This is a genomic window from Stenotrophomonas sp. TD3, assembly GCF_001939825.1.
Taxonomy (GTDB): domain Bacteria; phylum Pseudomonadota; class Gammaproteobacteria; order Xanthomonadales; family Xanthomonadaceae; genus Stenotrophomonas.
Genome location: NZ_MOYM01000001.1, coordinates 3083807 through 3104357, shown reverse-complemented (window position 1 = coordinate 3104357; position 20551 = coordinate 3083807). Strand labels below are relative to the sequence as shown.

Sequence of the window (20551 nt, the reverse complement as noted above, 5' to 3'; positions counted from 1 at the left end):
GATTCTAGAGCGTAGGCCGTTAACATGGGGACCTGCCCGCCCTCACTCCGACCATGAGCCTGCTCCGCCAGGGAAGCGCCTACCTCATCATCGGCGTGCTGCAACTGCTCCTCGACTGGGCGGTGTTCGTGCTGGTCACGGCCGCCGGCCTGCCCGTGGTGCCAGGCAACCTGGCCGGGCGTGTGGCCGGCATGCTGCTGGGTTTCTGGTTGAACGGGCGAATCACCTTCGCCACTGCCGACGGCGAGCAGCGGCTGGGCTGGCGACGCTTCGCGCGCTTCCTGCCGCTGTGGCTGCTGCTCACCACCGCCAGCACGCTGCTGGTATCGAGCGCCGACCATGCATTGGGCCTGCAGTACGCCTGGTTGGCCAAGCCGCTGGTCGAAGGCGGGCTGGCCGTGATTTCCTTCCTGCTGCTGCGACACGTGGTGTACCGCTGATACGAGGTCGGGGTTGGGGTCGGTAGCGCCGGCTGTTGGTCGACTATCGCGCGCAGCGCTGGATTCCTGCCGCCTGAAGGAAGAGCAGTCGACTGACAGTCGACTCTACCCGGTCGACACTCGACCGCGCACAAACAAAAACGCCGGCACAGGGCCGGCGTTCTCGTGGGTGCAGCGCGAACCTCAGTGCTTGAGATTCTTGCGCAGGCGCTCCAGCGCCTGCAGCTGGACGACGGCTTCGGCCAGCTTCTGCTGGGCTTCAGCCACTTCCATCGCTTCGCCGCGGTTGGCCAGGATGCGCTCGGCTTCTTCCTTGGCCTTGCGGACCGAGGCTTCGTCGATGTCCTGCGCGCGGATCGCGGTGTCGGCCAGCACGGTCACCACCTGCGGCTGCACTTCCAGGATGCCGCCGGAAATGGCGAAATCCAGCTGCTCGCCGTTCGGCGTGGTCACCACCACCTTGCCCGGCTTCAGGCGGGTGATCAGCGGCGCGTGCTTGGGCGCGATGCCCAGTTCGCCCAGCTCACCGGTGGCCACGACCAGGGTCGCTTCGCCACGGAAGATTTCCTGCTCGGCGCTGACGATGTCGCAACGGATCGTGCTCATGCAAATCTCTTCGCTGTTCGCGGCGGCGCAATGCCACCGTGGGAGTCCACCGGCGCGGGCAGTTGCCCGGCGCCGGCGTCAGGTCGGGCAGGATCGCTCCCGCCCGTCCCGGATCAGGCCTTCTCGGCCATCTTCTTGGCCTTCTCGACCGCTTCTTCGATGCCGCCGACCATGTAGAACGCCTGCTCCGGCAGGTGGTCGTACTCGCCATCGACGATGGCCTTGAAGCCACGGATGGTGTCCTTCAGCGGCACGTACTTGCCCGGCGAACCGGTGAACACTTCGGCCACGTGGAACGGCTGGCTGAAGAAGCGCTCGATCTTACGGGCTCGCGACACGGCCTGCTTGTCCTCTTCGGACAGCTCGTCCATGCCCAGGATCGCGATGATGTCCTTCAGTTCCTTGTACTTCTGCAGGGTCTGCTGGACGCGCTGGGCGGTGTCGTAGTGCTCGTGGCCGATGACCAGCGGATCCATCTGGCGGCTGGTGGAGTCCAGCGGATCGACGGCCGGGTAGATACCCAGCGAGGCGATCGAACGCGACAGGGTGACGGTCGAGTCCAGGTGGGCGAAGGTGGTCGCCGGCGACGGGTCGGTCAGATCGTCCGCGGGAACGTAGACGGCCTGGATCGAGGTGATCGAACCGTTCTTGGTCGAGGTGATGCGCTCCTGCAGGACGCCCATTTCCTCGGCCAGGGTCGGCTGGTAACCCACGGCGGACGGCATGCGGCCCAGCAGTGCCGACACTTCGGTACCGGCCAGGGTGTAGCGGTAGATGTTGTCGACGAACAGCAGGACGTCCTTGCCCTTGCCGTTTTCGTCCTTCTCGTCGCGGAAGTACTCGGCCATGGTCAGGCCGGTCAGGGCGACGCGCAGACGGTTGCCCGGCGGCTCGTTCATCTGGCCGTACACCATCGCCACCTTGTCGAGGACGTTGGAGTCCTTCATTTCGTGGTAGAAGTCGTTGCCCTCACGGGTACGCTCACCCACGCCGGCGAACACGGACAGACCGCTATGCGCCTTGGCGATGTTGTTGATCAGTTCCATCATGTTGACGGTCTTGCCGACGCCGGCGCCGCCGAACAGGCCGACCTTGCCGCCCTTGGCGAACGGGCACATCAGGTCGATGACCTTGATGCCGGTTTCCAGCAGCTCGGTGGCCGGGGACTGGTCTTCGTACGACGGGGCCGCACGGTGGATTTCCCAGCTGTCGCTGGCGGCCACCGGGCCGGCTTCGTCGATCGGACGGCCGAGCACGTCCATGATGCGGCCCAGGGTGCCAGCACCGACCGGCACGGAGATGCCGCGGTTGGTGTTGGTGGCAACCAGGTTGCGCTTCAGGCCGTCGGTGGAACCGAGGGCGATGGTACGCACCACGCCGTCGCCCAGCTGCTGCTGGACTTCGAGGGTGATTTCGGTGTTGTCGACCTTCAGTGCGTCGTACACCTTCGGCACCGACTCACGCGGGAATTCGACGTCGACGACCGCGCCGATGATCTGAACGATCTTGCCCTGACTCATTGCTGCATCCTCTAAATGTGTGCTTTGAACGAACGCGGTCAGACTGCTGCCGCGCCGCCGACGATTTCGGAGATTTCCTGGGTGATCGCTGCCTGGCGCGCCTTGTTGTAGACGAGCTGCAGTTCGCCGATCAGCTTGTTGGCGTTGTCGCTCGCCGCCTTCATCGCAACCATGCGTGCGGCATGCTCGGAGGCGACGTTTTCCAGCAGTGCCTGGTACACCAGCGACTCGATGTAACGCGTCATCACGTGCTCGAGCACGGTCGCGGCATCGGGTTCGTACAGGTAATCCCAGTCGTGGTGAGCGACCTGCTTCTCAGCCGGCGGCAGCGGCAGCAGCTGATCGAAGCTGGCCTTCTGCGTCATGGTGTTCACGAAGCGGTTGTAGACCAGGTACACGCGGTCGACCTTGCCTTCGGTGAAGGCGTCGAGCATGACCTTGATCACACCGATCAGCGATTCCAGCTTCGGCACGTCGCCGATGTGGGTCACGCTGCCGACCATGTTGACCTTCACGCGGCGGAAGAAGGTCGATGCCTTCTGGCCGATGGTCACCAGGTCCACTTCGGCACCCTTGTCCTGCCATGCCTTGGCTTCGCCCAGCATCTTGCGGAACAGGTTGTTGTTCAGGCCGCCGGCCAAGCCGCGATCGGAGGAGATCACGATGAAACCGACCCGCTTGACCTGCTCGCGCTCGACCAGGAACGGATGCTGGTAATCGGTACTGGCCTGGGCCAGGTGGCCGATCACCTGCTTCATCGCCTGCGCGTACGGACGCGAGGTCTTCATCCGATCCTGCGCCTTGCGGATCTTGGAGGCCGAGACCATTTCCAGGGCGCGCGTCACCTTGCGGGTGTTCTGCACGCTCTTGATCTTGGTTTTGATTTCGCGTCCGCTTGCCATCTCTTGTTTCCCGTGGCGCGGGGCTGATGCCCCGCGTTGTTCAACCGTTTGTCATCTGGTCCAGCGGAGCCAGCGGCTCCGCTCTACAGGACCGCGATTACCAGCTGCCGGTGGTCTTGAACTCGGCGATGCCCTTCTTGAAGGCACCTTCGATGTCGTTGTCCCAACCGCCGGTGGCGTTGACCTTGCTGATCAGCTCGCCCTGGGTGTTGGCGAAGTGGGCGTGCAGGCCTTCTTCGAACGCCAGCAGTTTGTTGACCGGCACGTCGTCGAGGTAACCCTCGTTGACGGCGTAGATCGACAGCGCCTGGTTGGCGATCGACATCGGCGCGTACTGCTTCTGCTTCATCAGCTCGGTAACGCGCTGGCCACGCTCCAGCTGCTTGCGGGTCGCTTCGTCCAGGTCCGAGGCGAACTGCGCGAACGCAGCCAGCTCGCGGTACTGGGCCAGCGAGATACGGATGCCGCCCGACAGCTTCTTGATGATCTTGGTCTGGGCCGAGCCACCGACGCGCGACACCGAGATACCGGCGTTCACGGCCGGGCGGATGCCGGCGTTGAACAGGTCGGTTTCCAGGAAGATCTGGCCGTCGGTGATCGAGATCACGTTGGTCGGAACGAAGGCGGACACGTCGCCGGCCTGGGTTTCGATGATCGGCAGCGCGGTCAGCGAACCGGTCTTGCCGGTGACCTTGCCTTCGGTGAACTTCTCGACGTATTCCTCGGACACGCGGGCAGCGCGCTCGAGCAGACGGGAGTGCAGGTAGAACACGTCACCCGGGTAGGCTTCGCGGCCCGGCGGGCGCTTCAGCAGCAGCGAGATCTGGCGGTAGGCGACGGCCTGCTTGGACAGATCGTCGTACACGATCAGCGCGTCTTCGCCGCGGTCCATGAAGTACTCACCCATGGTGCAGCCCGAGTAGGCGCTGATGTACTGCATGGCAGCCGATTCGGAAGCGGTCGCGGCCACCACGATGGTGTGGGCCAGCGCGCCATTCTCTTCCAGCTTGCGCACGATATTGGCGATGGTCGAAGCCTTCTGGCCGATCGCAACGTACACGCACTTGATGCCGGTGCCCTTCTGGTTGATCACCGCATCGATCGCCATGGCGGTCTTGCCGGTCTGGCGGTCACCGATGATCAGCTCGCGCTGGCCACGGCCGATCGGGATCATCGAGTCGACCGACTTGTAACCGGTCTGCACCGGCTGGTCGACCGACTTGCGCCAGATCACGCCCGGAGCAACGCGCTCCACCGGAGCGGTCAGGTCGGTGCCCAGCGGGCCCTTGCCGTCGATCGGCTCGCCCAGCGCGTTCACGACGCGGCCCAGCAGTTCCGGGCCGACCGGCACTTCCAGGATGCGGCCGGTGGTCTTGGCGACGTCGCCTTCGCGCAGGTTCTCGTAGTCACCCAGGACCACGGCGCCGACCGAGTCGCGCTCCAGGTTCAGGGCCAGGGCGAAGGTGTTGTTCGGCAGTTCGATCATTTCGCCCTGCATCACGTCGGCCAGACCGAAGATGCGCACGATGCCGTCGGACACGCTGGTCACGGTGCCTTCGTTGCGCGATTCCGCGGCCAGCTTGACCTTCTCGATGCGGTTCTTGATCAGTTCGCTGATTTCGGAGGGGTTGAGCGTGGTTGCCATCGTCAAGTCCTAGTGCCGGCAGCGGGGCCGGACGTTAAATGAATTCAGTTAGCGAGCGCGGTCTGCAGACGGGCCAGCTTGCCCTTCAGCGAACCATCGATGACCACGTCGCCGGCGTCGATCACGGCGCCGCCGATCAGCGAGGCATCCACCGCGGTGGTCACTTCGACCTCGCGGTTGAAGCGCTTGCGCAGCGCAGCCTTGATCGCGTCCAGCTCGCCGGCCGACAGTTCGGCCGCCGAGGTCACCGTGGCCTTGACCACGTGCTCGGCTTCGGCGCGCAGGGCGTCGAACATGCCGGAGATTTCCGGCAGCAGCGGCAGACGATGCGATTCGGCCAGGATGGCCAGGAAGCGCGAGTAGGTCTCGCCGTGGGACACCGGCGCCAGCAGGGCGACGGCGTCGTCACGACCCAGCTCCGGGTTGGCGAGCAGGGCCGCCACGCGCGGGTCGGCGGCGACGTGGGCGGAGAACGCCAGGGCGTCCGACCACGGCGCGAACGCGCCTTCGTCGCGCGCGGTCGCGAACGCGGCGCGGGCGTACGGGCGGGCAAGCGTGAGGGCCTGGCTCATCCTTAGATCTCCGAGGCCAGCTCGTCGAGCAGCGCCTTGTGGGCGTTGACGTCGATTTCGCGCTTGAGCAGCTTTTCGGCACCGGTCACGGCCAGCGCGGACACCTGCTTGCGCAGATCTTCACGGGCACGGTTGGCGGCGGCGTCGATTTCAGCCTGGGCCAGTTCCTTCTGACGGGTGGCTTCGGTGATCGCTTCGTTACGGGCAGCATCAACGATCTGGTTGGCACGCGCGTGGGCCTGATCGATGATCTCGTTGGCCTTGGTGCGGGCTTCCTTCAGCGCTTCGTTGACCTTCTCCTGCGCCTGGGCCAGATCTTTCTGGCTGCGGTCGGCAGCAGCGAGGCCTTCAGCAATCTTCTGCTGGCGCTCTTCGATCGCGTTCATCAGCGGCGGCCAGATCTTGGTCGCGATGATCCAGATCAGACCAGCGAAGGCCAGCGCCTGCGCAAGAAGGGTGAAATTGATATTCATGGTTAGCTCGATCGCTGGTTTCGGGGTGGACGCGCCGCCGTAGCGGCGCATCCGGCCTTCATCCGAAACCGGGTGCATCAGCACCCGGTCGTCTCAAACCGCTGTATCAGCCGGCCAGAGCCTTGGTGACGGCGCCAGCAAAGGCAGCCGACAGCGGGTTGGCGAAGGCCAGCAGCAGGCCAACGGCGACCGAGATGATGAACGCGGCGTCGATCAGGCCGGCGGTGATGAACATGCGGACCTGCAGGACCGGGATCAGTTCCGGCTGGCGGGCGGCCGACTCCAGGAACTTACCAGCCATGATGGCCAGACCCAGACCGGCGCCCAGCGCGGCCAGGCCGATCATGATGCCGACGGCAAGGGCGGTGGAGCTCTGAATCTGCGCGAAGTTGGTCAGGACGGCGAAGTACATGGTTATCTCCAGGAACTTAAGTTGCTAAGGGTGATGAAACGGATGAAGGTTGAAACGCGTTGAAGCTTGAAACTCAGTGAGCGTCTTCCGACAGGCTCAGGTACACGATCGACAGCATCATGAAGATGAAGGCCTGCAGCGGGATCACCAGCAGGTGGAACAGCATCCAGCCAAGGCCGAACACACCACCTGCGATGGCACCGAAGAAACCGGCACCACCCAGCACCCAGATCAGCAGGAACACGATTTCGCCGCCGAACATGTTGCCGAACAGTCGCATCGCCAGCGAGATCGGCTTGCTCAGCCACTCGACGATGTTGAGGATCAGGTTGAACGGCATCATCCACTTGCCGAACGGGGCCGTCAGGAATTCCTTGACGAAGCCGACCAGGCCCTTGGACTTGAGCGCGAAGAACAGCATCAGGAAGAACACGCTGATGGCCATGCCGAGGGTGGCATTGACGTCAGCGGTCGGGACCGGCTTCCAGTAGTGAACGCCCACCCATTCCAGCGGCTTGGCGATGAAATCGGCCGGGATCATCTTCAGCAGATTCATCAACAGGATCCAGAAGAAGATCGTGATGGCGATCGGCGTGACCAGCTTGCTCTTGCCGTGGTAGGTGTCCTTGGCCTGGCGGTCGACGAACTCCAGGCAGATCTCGACGAAGGCCTGCCACTTGCCCGGCACGCCGGCGGTGGCCTTGCGGGTCCCCAGCCAGAACGCGACAACGATCACCAGGCCCATCAGGACGGCGGTGAGGAAGGTATCGACGTGGATATGCCAGAACATACCCTCACCCTTGCCGACCGGTGCGGTCAGGTTGTGCAGGTGATGCTGGATGTAGCTGGTAGGGGTTAGAGCCTCGCCCGCCATGTGTCCGGAACCTTCAGTTAATTGAATTCTGTCAACGCCTGGCCATCGCCAGGACCTGGAACATCAAGCCGACGGCGATACCGGCCAACAGCGCCAATGCAGGCAGCTTGAAGACCAGGAACCCCACCAGCAGGACGCCGAAAACCACGACCCACTTGGCTACGATCGCAATGATCAGGCGAGCCATCGCCGATCCTGCGGCCACCGCGCCACCACCCAGTGCCATCCGTGCCGCAACCCAGCCACCGGCCGAAATGGCCACACCGGACGCCAGCGCGCCGAGGGCATATTTCGGACCCACCAGCAGGAAGGCCAGGGCCAGGACAGCGACCGCGGCCAGCGGGTAGACCGCGGCGCGCAGCATCAGTCGCCGACCCGCATCAACGGAGTTCAGCACAGGACGTCCCGCGTGGTTGCAAGTGGAGGGCTGAGGCGGCTACAGCAGGGGGGCCTCATCGAGCCGCCAAATTATAGCAATGGGACAATTTGCGAGACAACCGCTCCCTGTTCATCCCGGGAAGCCGCAAGTTGCGGTAACGGTTACATTTTTGCGTGCCACCCAGGGGACAATGACGTCCGCGTGATGCTGCACCGCAGTATTGAACTTTGGTCGCAGTCGCGGAACTTTCGCCGGATGCGCCGGTCCGATCTTGCGACCTGCCTGCAGCAACCTCGTCGACGCTCCGCCCCGCAGGTCCCACGATGGCCCCGAAGCCCGGCTCCGGGGCCATCTTTTTGCATCGTCGCGACAGCGCTGAACCGTGCACACCTCGTGGACCATACGTTCACGGATGGTGGACGGGCCTGTCCGGCACAGTGGTTTTCATTCTGATGAACCACTGCAAGGACTCTTCGATGCGCTCCGTACCCACCCTGCTCGCCCTCTCCCTGCTCGCCGCCGGTGCTTCGTTCGCCACTGCCGCCCATGCCGCCGAAGGCGATGACCGCTTCGCCATCCGCCTGGGTGCGATGAACATCGACTCGGACAACACGATCCGCGGCAAGACCAATGTGGCTGGCCAGGATGTCTCCCTGAACCAGGACTTCAAGCTGGGGGGCAAGGAATGGGAGCCGCGCATCGATGGCATGTTCCGCATCAGCAATCGCCAGCGCCTGCTGTTCAACTACTTCAAGTACGACAAGGACCGCCGCGAGACCCTCGACCAGGGCATTTCCTTCGGCGGTGAGAACGTGCCGGCCGGCAGCTTCGTGAAGGGTGAACTGAAGTACCAGGTAGCCAGCCTGGTCTACGACTACTCGGTCGTCGATACCGACACCTTCGACCTCGGCCTGCAGATCGGTGGCGAGTACGCCAAGGTCAGCACCAAGGGCTACGCCGACCTGGGCACCGTGTACGAAGGCCAGTTCCTCAACGAGAAGGCCGACGGCATCGCGCCGGTGGTGGGTGCGCGCATGACCTTCACCCCGGGCGAGCGCTGGATGATCACACTGCAGGGCCAGTACCTGAACACGCGTTGGGGCAGCTTCGATGACTACAAGGGCGACCTGAGCCGCGCCAATGCCATCGTCGATTACCGCTTCACCAAGAACTTCGGCGTGTTCGCCGGCTACGACTGGTTCAAGCTGGACGTGGACAAGAAGGGCAGCGACGGCACTGTCGGCCTGAAGCAGGAATTCAAGGGCCCGGTGGCCGGTATCAGCTTCGTGTTCTGATCCCCCGCCCCTTCCACGGCACCCTCTCTCCTGGCGCGGCCTCCGGAACATCGGGGCCGCGTTTTTTGTGGGTTCCTGACAGAAGAGCAGAAGCGGGTTGGTCGAGCGCTGGAGGGAGCGGGGACTGCGTGCGAATGTCCCCCGGCGCCGGCCTGCGGCCGACGCCTCCTCCTTTACTTCGCACACAGCCCCCGCTCCCTCCGCGTGTCAGGCGTCCACGCGGCCCAGGCAGTGGCTCTCGACTGTCCGCAAGCCGAGCCGCTGCGCGGGCGGCAGGCGTTTGGACAAAGTAAAGGAGGAGGCGACCGCCACAGGCGGGCGACGGGGGACATTTGTCGAAATGCCTGCCACCCGCGCAGCGGCCCCACCCTTCGCCGCAGCACTGATCGAAGAAAAAAAGCCCCGGCAGAGGCCAGGGCTTTTCGTTCGGAACGGCGTGGGCGCCTTACTTCTTCTTCGGCATGTACAGATCGGTGATCGTGCCGTCGTAGATTTCCGAGGCCATCGCCACCGATTCGCTCAGCGTCGGGTGAGCGTGGATGGTGTGGCCGATGTCCTCGGCTTCCGCGCCCATTTCGATCGCCAGGCCGATCTCGGCCAGCAGGTCGCCGGCATGCACGCCGACGATCGCACCACCGATGATGCGGTGGGTCTCTTCGTCGAAGATCAGCTTGGTGAAGCCCTCGGTGCGACCGATGCCGATCGCGCGGCCGCTGGCAGCCCACGGGAACTTGGCCACCCCGACCTTCAGGCCCTTGGTCTTGGCTTCGGTCTCGGTCACGCCAACCCAGGCGATTTCCGGGTTGGTGTAGGCCACCGACGGAATCACGCGGGCCACCCATTCCTTCTTGTGGCCGGCCGCCACTTCAGCCGCCAGCTTGCCCTCGTGCGTGGCCTTGTGGGCCAGCATCGGGTTGCCGACGATATCGCCGATGGCAAAGATGTGCGGCACGTTGGTACGCATCTGGCGATCGACCGGGATGAAGCCACGGTCGGTGACCTGCACACCGGCCTTTTCGGCATCGATCTTCCTGCCGTTCGGCGAGCGGCCCACGGCCACCAGCACACGGTCGAAGGTGCCCTGCGCCAGCGCGGGCGCCTGGCCTTCCTCGGCGGCTTCGAAGGTCACGGTGATGCCCTTGGCATCGGCGGTGACGCCCGAGGCCTTGGTCTTCAGGTGCACGTCGATGCCCTGCTTCTTCAGGCGGTCGGCCAGCGGCTTGACCAGGTCCTTGTCGGCGCCCGGCATCAGCTGGTCCATGAACTCGACCACGGTGACCTTGCTGCCCAGCGCACCGTACACGGTGGCCATTTCCAGGCCGATGATGCCGCCACCGACGACCAGCAGCGAGCCCGGCACTTCGGCCAGCTCCAGCGCGTCGGTGGAATCCATCACGCGCTTGTCGTCCCACGGGAAGTTCGGCAGCTTCACCGCCTGCGAACCGGCGGCGATGATGCACTTCTGGAAGCGCAGCAGCTGGGTGCTGCCGTCAGCGGCGGTGATTTCCAGCTCGTTGGCCGAAACAAACCTGCCGACGCCCTGCACGCTGCGGACCTTGCGCTGCTTGGCCATGCCGGCCAGGCCCTTGGTCAGCTGGTTGACGACCTTTTCCTTGTACTCGCGCAGCTTGTCCAGGGTGATGGTCGGCTTGCCGAACTCGACGCCGAAATCACCGGCGTGGGCCACTTCGTCGATCACCGCGGCGGCGTGCAGCAGCGCCTTGGACGGAATGCAGCCGACATTGAGGCAGACGCCGCCGAGGCTGGCGTAGCGCTCGACCAGCACCGTATCCAGGCCGACGTCGGCGGCGCGGAAGGCGGCGGTGTAGCCGCCCGGGCCGGAGCCCAGCACGACCATCTCGCATTCGATGTCGGCCGGCTTGCCACTGGACAGCGCCGGCTTCGGCGCAGCCGGTTCGGCCGGGGCGCGGTGCGACGGGGTCACCGGCGGCTTGCTGGCCGGGGCGGCCGCGGCCGGAGCCGGCGCGGCGGCCTTGGCCGGGGCTTCGGAGGCGCCTTCAGCGTCCAGCACCACGACCACGGCGCCTTCGGACAGGGTGTCGCCCAGCTTGACCTTGATTTCCTTGACCACACCGGCGGCCGAGGACGGCACTTCCAGGGTGGCCTTGTCCGACTCCAGGGTCACCAGACCCTGATCCTTCTTCACCGTATCGCCGACGGCGACCAACACTTCGATCACCGGCACATCGCTGTAATCGCCGATGTCGGGAACCTTGACTTCAATCGTGGCCATGGTGGGTTTTCCTCGTGCCCGCCCGGCGGTGCCGGTGGGCTGTCACTGCATCTGTTCACGCGGCCGCGCCAGGGGCTGCGGCCGCACGGTGGGGGCGAAGCGGTGCCTTACAGCAGCACGCGGCGCATGTCGGCCAGTACCTGCGACAGGTACGTGGTGAAGCGTGCGGCCAGGGCGCCGTCGATGACGCGGTGGTCGTAGCTCAGCGACAGCGGCAGCATCAGCTTCGGTGCGAATTCCTTGCCGTTCCAGACCGGCTGGATGGACGACTTGGAGACGCCGAGGATGGCTACTTCCGGTGCGCTGACGATCGGGGTGAACGCGGTGCCGCCAATGCCGCCCAGCGAGCTGATCGAGAAGCAGCCGCCACTCATGTCGGCCGGCCCCAGCTTGCCGTCGCGTGCCTTCTTGGCCAGTTCGCCGGTTTCCTGCGCGATCTGCACCACGCCCTTCTTGTCCACGTCGCGGATGACCGGCACGACCAGGCCGTTCGGCGTGTCGGCGGCGAAGCCGATGTGGAAGTACTTCTTCAGGGTCAGGTTTTCACCGCTGGCATCGAGCGAGGCGTTGAATTCCGGGAACTTCTTCAGCGCCGCGGCGCTGGCCTTGATCAGGAAGGCGAGCATGGTCAGCTTGATGCCGGCCTTCTCGTTCTCCTTGTTCAGCGCCACGCGCAGGCCTTCCAGGTCGGTGATGTCGGCCTGCTCGAACTGGGTGACGTGCGGGATCATGGCCCAGTTGCGGGCCAGGTTCGCGCCCGAGATCTTCTTGATGCGCGACAGCGGCTGGACTTCGGTTTCGCCGAACTTGCTGAAGTCGACCTTCGGCCACGGCAGCAGGTTCAGGCCACCACCGGCGGCGACGGCGCCACCGGCAGCTGCCGGCACGCCACCGCTGAGCGCGGCCTTGACGAACTTCTGCACGTCACCCTTGGTGATGCGGCCACCCTTCTCGGTGCCGTTGATCTGCAACAGGTCCACGCCCAGCTCGCGGGCGAACACGCGCACCGCCGGGGTGGCGTACGGCACCTTGGCCGGCAGCACGCCATCGGCATTGAACTGCACCGGTGGGCTGGCCGGAGTACCGGCCGACGGCGCGGCAGCAACCGGAGCGGCGGCGGCAACCGGAGCAGCGGCCTGCGGGGCCTGGGCTGCAACCGCCGGGGCCGGCGCAGCGGCCTTGGCCGGTGCTGGCGCGGCAGCGCCCTCGGCTTCGATGATGGCAACCACGTTGCCCTGCGACAGGTTGTCGCCGACCTTGACCTTGATCTCCTTGACCACGCCTGCCACCGAGGACGGCACTTCCATGGTCGCCTTGTCGCTTTCCAGCGTGACCAGGCCCTGGTCCTTCTTGACCGTGTCGCCCACGGCGACCAGCACTTCGATGACCGGAATGCCGGCGTAGTCGCCGATGTCCGGCACCAGCGCTTCAACCGCGCCACCGCTGGCAGCCGGGGCGGCCGGCGCAGCTGCGGCCGGGGCCGGCGCGCTCTGGGTGGCGGCAGCCGGTGCAGCGGCCTTGGCCGGTGCCGGTGCGGCAGCGGCCGGCTTGGCAGCTTCGGCTTCGCCTTCGGCCACTTCGATCAGGGCCACGACCTTGCCTTCGGACAGGCTGTCGCCCACCTTGACCTTGAGCTCCTTGACCACGCCAGCCACCGAGGACGGCACTTCCATGGTCGCCTTGTCGCTTTCCAGCGTCACCAGGCCCTGGTCCTTCTTGACCGTGTCGCCGACGGCGACAAGCACCTCGATTACCGGGATATCGCTGTAGTCACCGATATCGGGGACAAGTGCTTCCTTGATTTCGGCCATGGGGATAACTCCGGCAATCTGGTGTAGGGAAACGTCTATTGTGCGGCCAGCGGGGTCCAGCGCCAACCGTTACAGGTGTTTTCAGTACGCACGCAGCCGGGACAGGCTGTTGCCCATGGGTCGCGGCTGCGACCAGTCGGTAGCGTATTGTCCGGACGATGTCCGCTTCATGTCGCCCGCGCGTCGGCCACCGGCTGCCAGGCCTGGCGCAGGCGCGGCAACGACCACGCCGCATTGGCCGGGCTGGTCGACGGCAGTGCGACCACCTTCGGTGGAGCCTCCAGCCGTGGCAGCACCCAGCGCTGGAATGCCTGCAGTGACGCACCACCATTGCAGCCGATCAGCGTCAGCTCAGGCAGCGTGGCGATCAGTTCCGGCAGTGCATTGGCCACTTCCGTGCCACGCACGATGTCGGCATCCAGGCTGCCGCGCCGCTCGCAGCGCCCGATCACATCCCACAGGCCGATGCCCGCGGCGTTCAACGCCTGCAGCCGTTGCGCATAGGGCAGACCCGCGTCGAAACCGCAGATATCGGCCATCAGCGGCCAGAAGCGGTTGCGCGGATGCGCGTAGTAGCGCTGCTCCTGCAGGGATGCCACGCCTGGCATCGAGCCCAGCAGCAGTACCCGGCATGCCACGTTCACCTGCGCTTGCAGGCCAATGCACAACGTTGCTGTGCTCACATCTTCTCCAACTGCATGAATGTCAGCGACGGCCAAAAACCCCATGAATACAGGCATTCCGCACCCGTCGCTGAACAAGGAAAACTATTTTTTAACGTGCGTCGGATTCGATTCATGTTGGGGCGACTACGGTGTGCTCGCCCCGCAACCGGGGGCCCAAAACAAGAAACATTAGGAGATACCCCCATGCGCTCCATCCGTATCCTGAGTCTCGCCCTGCTGACCTCCGCCGCCTTCGCACCGGCCGCTTTCGCACAGGACAGCAGCACCACCGATACCGCTTCGGGCAAGCATTTTGCCGTTGTTGGCGGCATCTCGCTGCTGCAGCCGAAGAACGACCCGATCACCGGCGTGAAGAAGACCGACGGTGGCCCGGCGCCGACCGTCAGCTTCAGCTACTACATCAACGACAACTGGGCCGTTGAGCTGTGGGGCGCTGCCGACAAGTTCGACAACAAGTTCAAGGGCCCGAACAACGCCCGCCTGGGCTCGGTCGAGCAGCAGCCGGTCGCGCTGAGCGGCCAGTACCACTTCGGCCAGGCTGACAACGTGTTCCGTCCGTTCGTGGGCGTCGGCTACTACCAGTCGAGCTTCAGCAACGAGAAGCTGGGCAACGGCGCTGACACCGACATCCGCTTCAAGGATGCCAAGGGCGTGATCGGCACCGTCGGCGTCGACATGAACATCAACTCCACCTGGTTCGCCCGTGCTGATGCCCGCTACATGCGCGCCCGCCCGGACATCAAGGTTGGCGGCGAGAAGATCGGCGAAGCCAAGATGGATCCGTGGACCGTCGGCTTCGGCATCGGCGCCCGCTTCTGATCCAGGCAGCACCGCTTCACTGATGCAACGCGACGGGCCCTTCGGGGCCCGTCGTCGTTTCCGTCACCTGCGTTCTGTAGAGTCGAGCCATGCCCGACTGCTTTTTGTAGAGTCGAGCCATGCTCGACTTTTGAAAAGGCAGCCGAGCATGGGCTCGGCTCTACACAGACACGGGACGCGGAGACACGATGGACGACGTCGACCTGCTGGTGATCGGTGGCGGCATCAATGGCGCCGGCATCGCCCGTGACGCCAGTGGCCGTGGCCTGCGCGTGATGCTGTGCGAACAGCACGACCTGGCCGCGCACACCTCCAGTGCCAGCAGCAAACTGATCCACGGCGGCCTGCGCTACCTGGAACAGGGCGAGTTCGGCCTGGTGCGCAAGGCGCTGGGCGAACGTGAGGTGGTCCGCCGGCAGGCGCCCCATCTGGTCCATCCGCTGCGCTTCGTGCTGCCGTGGGAACCGCACCTGCGCCCGCGCTGGATGCTGCGCGTGGGGCTGTGGCTGTACGACCATCTGGGCCGGCGCGGCCCCGCCTTTCCCGCGTCACGCGCACTGGAGCTGCAACGCGATCCGCTCGGCCAGTGGCTCTCCCCGACGCTGCGGCAGGCCTTCAGCTACGCCGATGCACAGGTCGATGACGCGCGACTGGTACTGCTCAACGCCCTGGATGCCGCGCAGCGGGGCGCACAGGTGCGGGTGCGCAGTCGCTGCACCGACCTGCACCCCGTGCAGGGCCGGTGGCGGGCCGTTCTGGAATCCGCCGATGGCCAGCCGCACCCCGTGAATGCCCGCGCCGTGGTCAACGCGGCGGGCCCGTGGGCCGGGGGCCTGCTGGAACGGATGCAGGCGCGCAGCGGCGGCCCCGCGCTGCGCCTGGTGCAGGGCAGCCACATCGTGCTGCGCCGGCCCTGGCCCGATGACAGCGCCTGCCTGCTGCAGCAGCCCGACGGACGCGTGGTGTTCCTGCTGCCCTTCGCCCACGACCACCTGCTGGTGGGTACCACCGATACCGACTATCGCGGTGACCCGGCGCGCTGCAGCGTGCTGCCTTCCGAGGTGACCTACCTGTGCGAAGCGGCCAATCGCTACCTGCGTGACCCCATCGCCCCCGAGGAGGTGGTCTGGGCGTTCGCCGGTGTCCGTCCATTGCTGGCTGACCCGGATCCACGCGCAGCGAAGCTGAGCCGCGACTACCGCCTGCAGGTGCAGGCGGACCCGGCGCCGGCGTTGCATGTACTGGGCGGCAAGCTGACCACCTACCGGGTGCTGGCCGAGGAGGCACTGGAGCTGCTGCGCCCTGCCCTGCCACAGATGGGACCAGCCTGGACGGCGCGCGGAGCCCCGCTGCCGGGCAGCGACTGGGGCGACGCCGCACAGGCAGGCTCGCACCTGCTGGCGCTGGCACCGTGGTTGCCCGCAGGTATCGCGCGACGCTGGGCCGGGGCCTATGGCAGTCGCAGCGCGGAACTGCTGCAGGGTGTACAGGGCCTGCACGATCTGGGCGATGACTTTGGCGGCGGCCTGCATGCGCGCGAAGTGGACTTCCTGCGCGAACGCGAGTGGGCGTGCGACAGCGACGATATCCTGTGGCGCCGGAGCAAGCTGGGGTTGCGGCTGGATGCTGCACAGGTGGCACGGCTGCAGGCGTGGATCGAACACTCCACTCTGTAGAGCCGAGCCATGCTCGGCTGCGTCGTGCAAATGCAGCCGAGCATGGCTCGGCTCTACTGAGAGAAAGGTAAGTTACCCTGACTGCTCTACCGGAGACGCTGCATGACGCCCCGCTACGTGCTGGCCATCGACCAGGGCACCACCAGTTCGCGCGCGATCCTGTTCGATCGTGCCGGCGACATCGTCGGCAGCGCGCAACGCGAGTTCGCGCAGATCTTCCCGCACCCCGGCTGGGTCGAGCATGACGCGCGCGAGATCCTTACCAGCGTCTATGCCACATTGACCGAACTGCTCAGCCGTGGGCAGATCGACCCGCGCCATATCGCCGCGCTGGGCATCACCAACCAGCGCGAAACCACCGTGGTCTGGGACCGTGCCACCGGCCAGCCGATCCACAACGCCATCGTCTGGCAATCGCGGCAGAGCCACGCCATCTGCGAGCGGCTGAAGTCCGATGGGCATGAAGCGCTGATCCGCGAGCGGACCGGCCTGCTGATCGACGCCTATTTCTCCGCGACCAAGGTGCGCTGGATCCTCGACCACGTGGAAGGTGCACAGCAGCGCGCCGAACGTGGCGAGCTGCTGTTCGGCACCATCGACAGCTGGCTGGTGTGGAACCTGAGCGGTGGCCAGGCGCATGTGACCGACTACAGCAACGCGGCGCGCACGCTGCTGTTCAACATCCACACGCTGGACTGGGATGACGAGCTGCTGGCCCTGCTCGACATCCCACGCGCGATGCTGCCGCAGGTGCGTGACTCCAGCGCGGTATACGCGCATACCCGGCCGCAGTTCTTCTTCGACCACCCGATCCCGATCGCTGGCATCGCCGGTGACCAGCAGGCAGCGCTGTTCGGCCAGGCCTGCTTCCAGCCGGGCATGGTCAAGAACACCTATGGCACCGGTTGCTTCATGCTGATGCACACCGGCGCGCAGGCGGTGCGGTCGCGCAACGGCCTGCTGACCACCATTGCCTGGGGCCTGGACGGGCGCGTGGAGTACGCGCTGGAGGGCTCGATCTTCATCGCCGGCTCGGTGGTGCAATGGCTTCGCGATGGACTACGTATGATCGAACGCGCCAGCGACAGCCAGGCACTGGCCGCGCAGGTGCCCGACAGTGGCGGTGCCTACCTGGTACCGGCATTTGTCGGCCTCGGCGCGCCCTATTGGCGCAGCGACGTACGCGGTGCGATGTTCGGGTTGACCCGCGGCACCCGCAAGGCGCACTTCGTGCGCGCTGCGCTGGAAGCGATGGCCTACCAGACCCGCGACGTGCTCGATGCAATGCAGTCCGATGCCGGTATCGCGCTGACCGAGCTGCGCGCCGATGGCGGTGCGATCGGCAACGACTTCCTGGCCGGTTTCCAGGCCGACATCCTCGGTGTGCCGCTGCTGCGGCCGCGACTGACCGAGACCACCGCGCTGGGTGCGGCCTACCTGGCCGGCCTGGCGGTGGGGTTCTGGACCAGCCGCGAACAGATCGCCGCGCAGTGGGGCCTGGACCGGCGCTTCGAGCCACAGATGGAGGTGGCGCGGCGCGAGAAGCTGTATGCGGGATGGCAGCAGGCGGTGGCCGCCACCCTCGCCTTCCACGTCGACTGAGGGTAGTGCCGGCCGCTGGCCGGCAACCCCATGATGTCTGGGGGCGCGCCTGGAGATTGCCGGCCAGTGGCCGGCACTACCACATGGCCAGTGGCCGTCAGAACGCCGGCAGCACCGCGCCCTTGTACTTGGTCTCGATGAAGGCCTTCACCTGCGGGCTGGTCAGGGCCTTGGCCAGCTTCTGCACGCGGGCATCGTCCTTGTTGTCCGGGCGCGCGACCAGGAAGTTCACGTACGGCGAGTCCTTGCTCTCGATCGCCAGCGCATCCTTGGTCGGGTTGAGGCCGGCGTCCAGCGCGTAGTTGGTATTGATCAGGGCCAGATCGACCTGGTCCAGCACGCGCGGCAGCATCGCCGAGTCCAGCTCGCGGAACTTCAGGTTCTTCGGGTTGGCGATGATGTCGCGCTGGGTCGACAGTGCGTTGGTCGGGTCCTTCAGCTCGATCACGCCGGCCTTGTGCAGCAGGATCAGCGCGCGGCTGTTGTTGCTGGGGTCGTTCGGGATCACCACGTCGGCGCCTTCGCGCAGCTCGGCCAGCGACTTGACCTTGCGCGAGTACGCACCGAACGGCTCGATGTGCACGCCGATCACCTTCACCAGGTCGGTCTTGCGGTCACGGTTGTAGGCATCCAGGTACGGCTCGGTCTGGAAGTAGTTGGCATCCACCTGCTTCTGCACCAGCTGGTCGTTGGGCTGCACGTAGTCATTGAACACGCGCACGTCCAGGTCCACGCCTTCCTGCTTGAGGATCGGCTTGACCACCTCGAGGATCTCGGCATGCGGCACGGCCGTGGCGGCCACCACCAGCTTCTGCGAGGGCTCGCCGGACTTGCCGCAGGCGGTCAGGGCCAGCGCAGCGGCGAGCAGGGGCAGCAACAGGGTCTTCTTCATGGGGGATTGAATTCTCGGGGGGAATGTCAGGATTTTTCGTAGTTGCTCAGGGCCAGCTCAAGCAACGCCTTGGCCTGCTCGCGCAGCATCATCGGCTCGACGATCTCGGCATCCGAGCCGTAATGCAGCACATCCATCAGCAGCTCGCGCGAGACGCTGTACGGCACCTTCAGCTCATAGCGGCCGTCGGCCAGGAAGCGGCCCTGCTGCTTGGAATGCCAGTGCTCGTCGGCCACCCAGCGCGCGGCCTTGGCGCTGAACAGGATGGTCGCCCACCCCTTCGGCGCGCCAGAGAAGATGCCGTAGCTGGCGCCGAGCTGCTCGTCCAGCTCGCTGTCGGCGACATCGCGCGCGGTGCTGTCGACCACCCGCGCCTTGTGGATGCGGTCCACCGCGAAACTGCGCAGGGCATCGCGGTCATGGTCCCAGGCATCCAGGTACCAGTTGTCGCGATAGTGGGTCAGGCGCTGCGGTGAGACGGTGCGCTTGGTCGGCTCGTCGGTGGAACGGGCGCGGTACTCGAACGCCAGCTGGCGGCGCTCCAGCACGGCCGACGCGACGCTGCGGAAGCTGCCTTCGTCGAACTTGCGGCCACGGTGCGGAATCACCCGCACGCGGTCGACCGGCCAGCTGGACACGCCGGCCTGGGCCGCCAGCAGGCTCTCGATGCGTTGCTGCAGCGGTGCCAGCACCGACGACAGCACACCACCGCCGGTCCGCGCCAGCAGGTGCTGCGAGGCCAGCAGGGCATGCAGCTCCTCCGAGCTGAGCCACAGGCCGGGCAGCTCGAAACGGTCGCTCTCGTCAGCCTGGTAGCGGAAGCCCGCCTCGCCGTCGCCCTCGATCGGTGCCATCAGCGCATCGCGCAGGAAGGCCAGGTCGCGGTAGACGGTGGCGCGGGAACAACCGAGCTTGTCCTGCAGGGTCGCCACCGTCACCGGATAGCGCGCGGACTTGAGCAGACGATGCAGGGCGGTGATGCGTTCGTATCGGTCCATACCCCCGATTATGTCCGAGTCGCGGGTCTTGTGTGGGACGTTTGGGCTATCGTGGTCGCCCCCACCCCCATGGAATGCCCGATGCGCCGGTTGCCTGCCCTGTCCCTGCTGGCCTGCCTGCTGCTGGCCGCCTGTGATCGCGCGCCGGCGCCGGCCAGCACCGGCGCCCCGGTACCCGTCGCCGATCCGGCGCAGGCGGTGCTGGGCGCCAGCCAGCGTTTCGCGGCCCTGCGCAGCTTCCACGCCGAACTGGAGGTGCTGGGCGCACCGCAGCCGGTGCGCAGCGCCATGGACTTCGTCGCGCCCGATCGTTTCCGGGTGGAGACGCCGGCGGGGCCGCAGACCATCATCGGCGACACCATGTTCCTGCAGGCCGACGGCGCGATCCGCCAGGTGCCGACCCCGCCCGGCCTGCTCGAGCAGTGGCGCAACCCGCTGCCGGCCGATGCCCTGCCCGCCGACCTGAAGGCCGAAGACCTCGGCAGCCAGACGCTGGACGGGGTCCAGACCCGGCACTACCGGCTGCGTGGTGCCCGGCCTGGCGAACGCCTGGAGTACTGGGTGGATGCCCAGGGCCTGCCACGCCAGATCGTGCGCAGCGGCAGCAGCAATGGCCGCAGCTTCCAGCTGCGCCTGCGCTATTCGCGCTTCAACGACCCCGCACTGCGTGTCGATCTGCCCTGAATAGGCGATCG

20 protein-coding genes are annotated in these 20551 nt (G+C 65.9%); 6 read left to right on the top strand and 14 right to left on the bottom strand.

Annotation, left to right across the window (positions count from 1 at the left end):
- The first annotated feature begins 53 nt into the window (after positions 1-53).
- Positions 54-440, top strand: coding sequence for a GtrA family protein (locus BKE09_RS14485; protein WP_075676183.1), 387 nt, complete (start codon positions 54-56; stop codon positions 438-440).
- Between the two features lie 183 nt (positions 441-623).
- On the opposite strand, the gene BKE09_RS14480 is transcribed toward BKE09_RS14485, so the two are convergent.
- The 9 genes from BKE09_RS14480 to BKE09_RS14440 form a co-directional block, all read right to left on the bottom strand.
- On the bottom strand, positions 624-1046 hold the full coding sequence (locus BKE09_RS14480; protein WP_005419509.1) for a F0F1 ATP synthase subunit epsilon: 423 nt from the start codon (positions 1044-1046) through the stop codon (positions 624-626).
- 113 nt (positions 1047-1159) lie between these two features.
- Positions 1160-2566 (bottom strand): F0F1 ATP synthase subunit beta, encoded by a 1407-nt coding sequence (gene atpD / locus BKE09_RS14475; RefSeq protein ID WP_010481327.1) that lies wholly within the window; start codon positions 2564-2566, stop codon positions 1160-1162.
- A gap of 38 nt (positions 2567-2604) precedes the next feature.
- A complete protein-coding gene (gene atpG / locus BKE09_RS14470) occupies positions 2605-3468 on the bottom strand; it encodes a F0F1 ATP synthase subunit gamma (RefSeq protein WP_049435859.1) in 864 nt (287 codons plus the stop codon).
- 97 nt (positions 3469-3565) lie between these two features.
- The gene (gene atpA / locus BKE09_RS14465; protein ID WP_014038567.1) at positions 3566-5113 is read right to left on the bottom strand and encodes a F0F1 ATP synthase subunit alpha; all 1548 of its coding nucleotides are present in this window, start codon (positions 5111-5113) and stop codon (positions 3566-3568) included.
- 44 nt (positions 5114-5157) lie between these two features.
- The gene (locus BKE09_RS14460) at positions 5158-5685 is read right to left on the bottom strand and encodes a F0F1 ATP synthase subunit delta (RefSeq protein ID WP_075676182.1); all 528 of its coding nucleotides are present in this window, start codon (positions 5683-5685) and stop codon (positions 5158-5160) included.
- 2 nt (positions 5686-5687) lie between these two features.
- Positions 5688-6158 (bottom strand): F0F1 ATP synthase subunit B, encoded by a 471-nt coding sequence (locus tag BKE09_RS14455; protein WP_075676766.1) that lies wholly within the window; start codon positions 6156-6158, stop codon positions 5688-5690.
- A gap of 106 nt (positions 6159-6264) precedes the next feature.
- Positions 6265-6570, bottom strand: coding sequence for a F0F1 ATP synthase subunit C (gene atpE, locus BKE09_RS14450; protein ID WP_005411133.1), 306 nt, complete (start codon positions 6568-6570; stop codon positions 6265-6267).
- Positions 6571-6643: 73 nt separating this feature from the next.
- Entirely contained in the window at positions 6644-7444 is an 801-nt protein-coding gene (atpB, locus tag BKE09_RS14445) for a F0F1 ATP synthase subunit A (RefSeq protein ID WP_014038569.1), read from the bottom strand.
- A gap of 31 nt (positions 7445-7475) precedes the next feature.
- Positions 7476-7841, bottom strand: coding sequence for a hypothetical protein (locus BKE09_RS14440; protein WP_014648497.1), 366 nt, complete (start codon positions 7839-7841; stop codon positions 7476-7478).
- Between the two features lie 458 nt (positions 7842-8299).
- Here BKE09_RS14440 and BKE09_RS14435 point away from each other — a divergent pair, with 458 nt between their 5' ends.
- The gene (locus BKE09_RS14435; protein ID WP_049445989.1) at positions 8300-9118 is read left to right on the top strand and encodes a hypothetical protein; all 819 of its coding nucleotides are present in this window, start codon (positions 8300-8302) and stop codon (positions 9116-9118) included.
- Between the two features lie 445 nt (positions 9119-9563).
- Here BKE09_RS14435 and lpdA read toward each other — a convergent pair whose 3' ends face one another.
- The 3 genes from lpdA to BKE09_RS14420 all read right to left on the bottom strand — a co-directional run bounded on the left by lpdA (position 9564) and on the right by BKE09_RS14420 (position 13866).
- Positions 9564-11372: a dihydrolipoyl dehydrogenase gene (lpdA, locus tag BKE09_RS14430; protein WP_075676181.1), complete on the bottom strand. Its 1809-nt coding sequence runs from the start codon at positions 11370-11372 to the stop codon at positions 9564-9566.
- Between the two features lie 107 nt (positions 11373-11479).
- Positions 11480-13183, bottom strand: a complete 1704-nt coding sequence (gene aceF / locus BKE09_RS14425; RefSeq protein WP_075676180.1) for a dihydrolipoyllysine-residue acetyltransferase — start codon at positions 13181-13183, stop codon at positions 11480-11482.
- 167 nt (positions 13184-13350) lie between these two features.
- Entirely contained in the window at positions 13351-13866 is a 516-nt protein-coding gene (locus tag BKE09_RS14420; RefSeq protein ID WP_075676179.1) for a DNA-deoxyinosine glycosylase, read from the bottom strand.
- Positions 13867-14052: 186 nt separating this feature from the next.
- Between BKE09_RS14420 and BKE09_RS14415 the strand changes: the two genes are divergently transcribed.
- The 3 genes from BKE09_RS14415 to glpK all read left to right on the top strand — a co-directional run bounded on the left by BKE09_RS14415 (position 14053) and on the right by glpK (position 17966).
- Positions 14053-14688, top strand: a complete 636-nt coding sequence (locus BKE09_RS14415; protein ID WP_014038574.1) for an OmpW family outer membrane protein — start codon at positions 14053-14055, stop codon at positions 14686-14688.
- Between the two features lie 188 nt (positions 14689-14876).
- Entirely contained in the window at positions 14877-16364 is a 1488-nt protein-coding gene (gene glpD, locus BKE09_RS14410) for a glycerol-3-phosphate dehydrogenase (protein WP_075676178.1), read from the top strand.
- Between the two features lie 102 nt (positions 16365-16466).
- The gene (gene glpK, locus BKE09_RS14405; protein ID WP_075676177.1) at positions 16467-17966 is read left to right on the top strand and encodes a glycerol kinase GlpK; all 1500 of its coding nucleotides are present in this window, start codon (positions 16467-16469) and stop codon (positions 17964-17966) included.
- Between the two features lie 97 nt (positions 17967-18063).
- Here glpK and BKE09_RS14400 read toward each other — a convergent pair whose 3' ends face one another.
- Together BKE09_RS14400 and BKE09_RS14395 are read right to left on the bottom strand one after the other, a co-directional pair.
- Entirely contained in the window at positions 18064-18858 is a 795-nt protein-coding gene (locus BKE09_RS14400; RefSeq protein ID WP_014038577.1) for a MetQ/NlpA family ABC transporter substrate-binding protein, read from the bottom strand.
- Between the two features lie 26 nt (positions 18859-18884).
- Entirely contained in the window at positions 18885-19856 is a 972-nt protein-coding gene (locus tag BKE09_RS14395) for a YafY family protein (protein WP_014038578.1), read from the bottom strand.
- An 81-nt stretch (positions 19857-19937) separates the two neighbouring features.
- Between BKE09_RS14395 and BKE09_RS14390 the strand changes: the two genes are divergently transcribed.
- Positions 19938-20540, top strand: a complete 603-nt coding sequence (locus BKE09_RS14390) for a hypothetical protein (protein ID WP_075676176.1) — start codon at positions 19938-19940, stop codon at positions 20538-20540.
- Positions 20541-20551 lie beyond the last annotated feature (11 nt).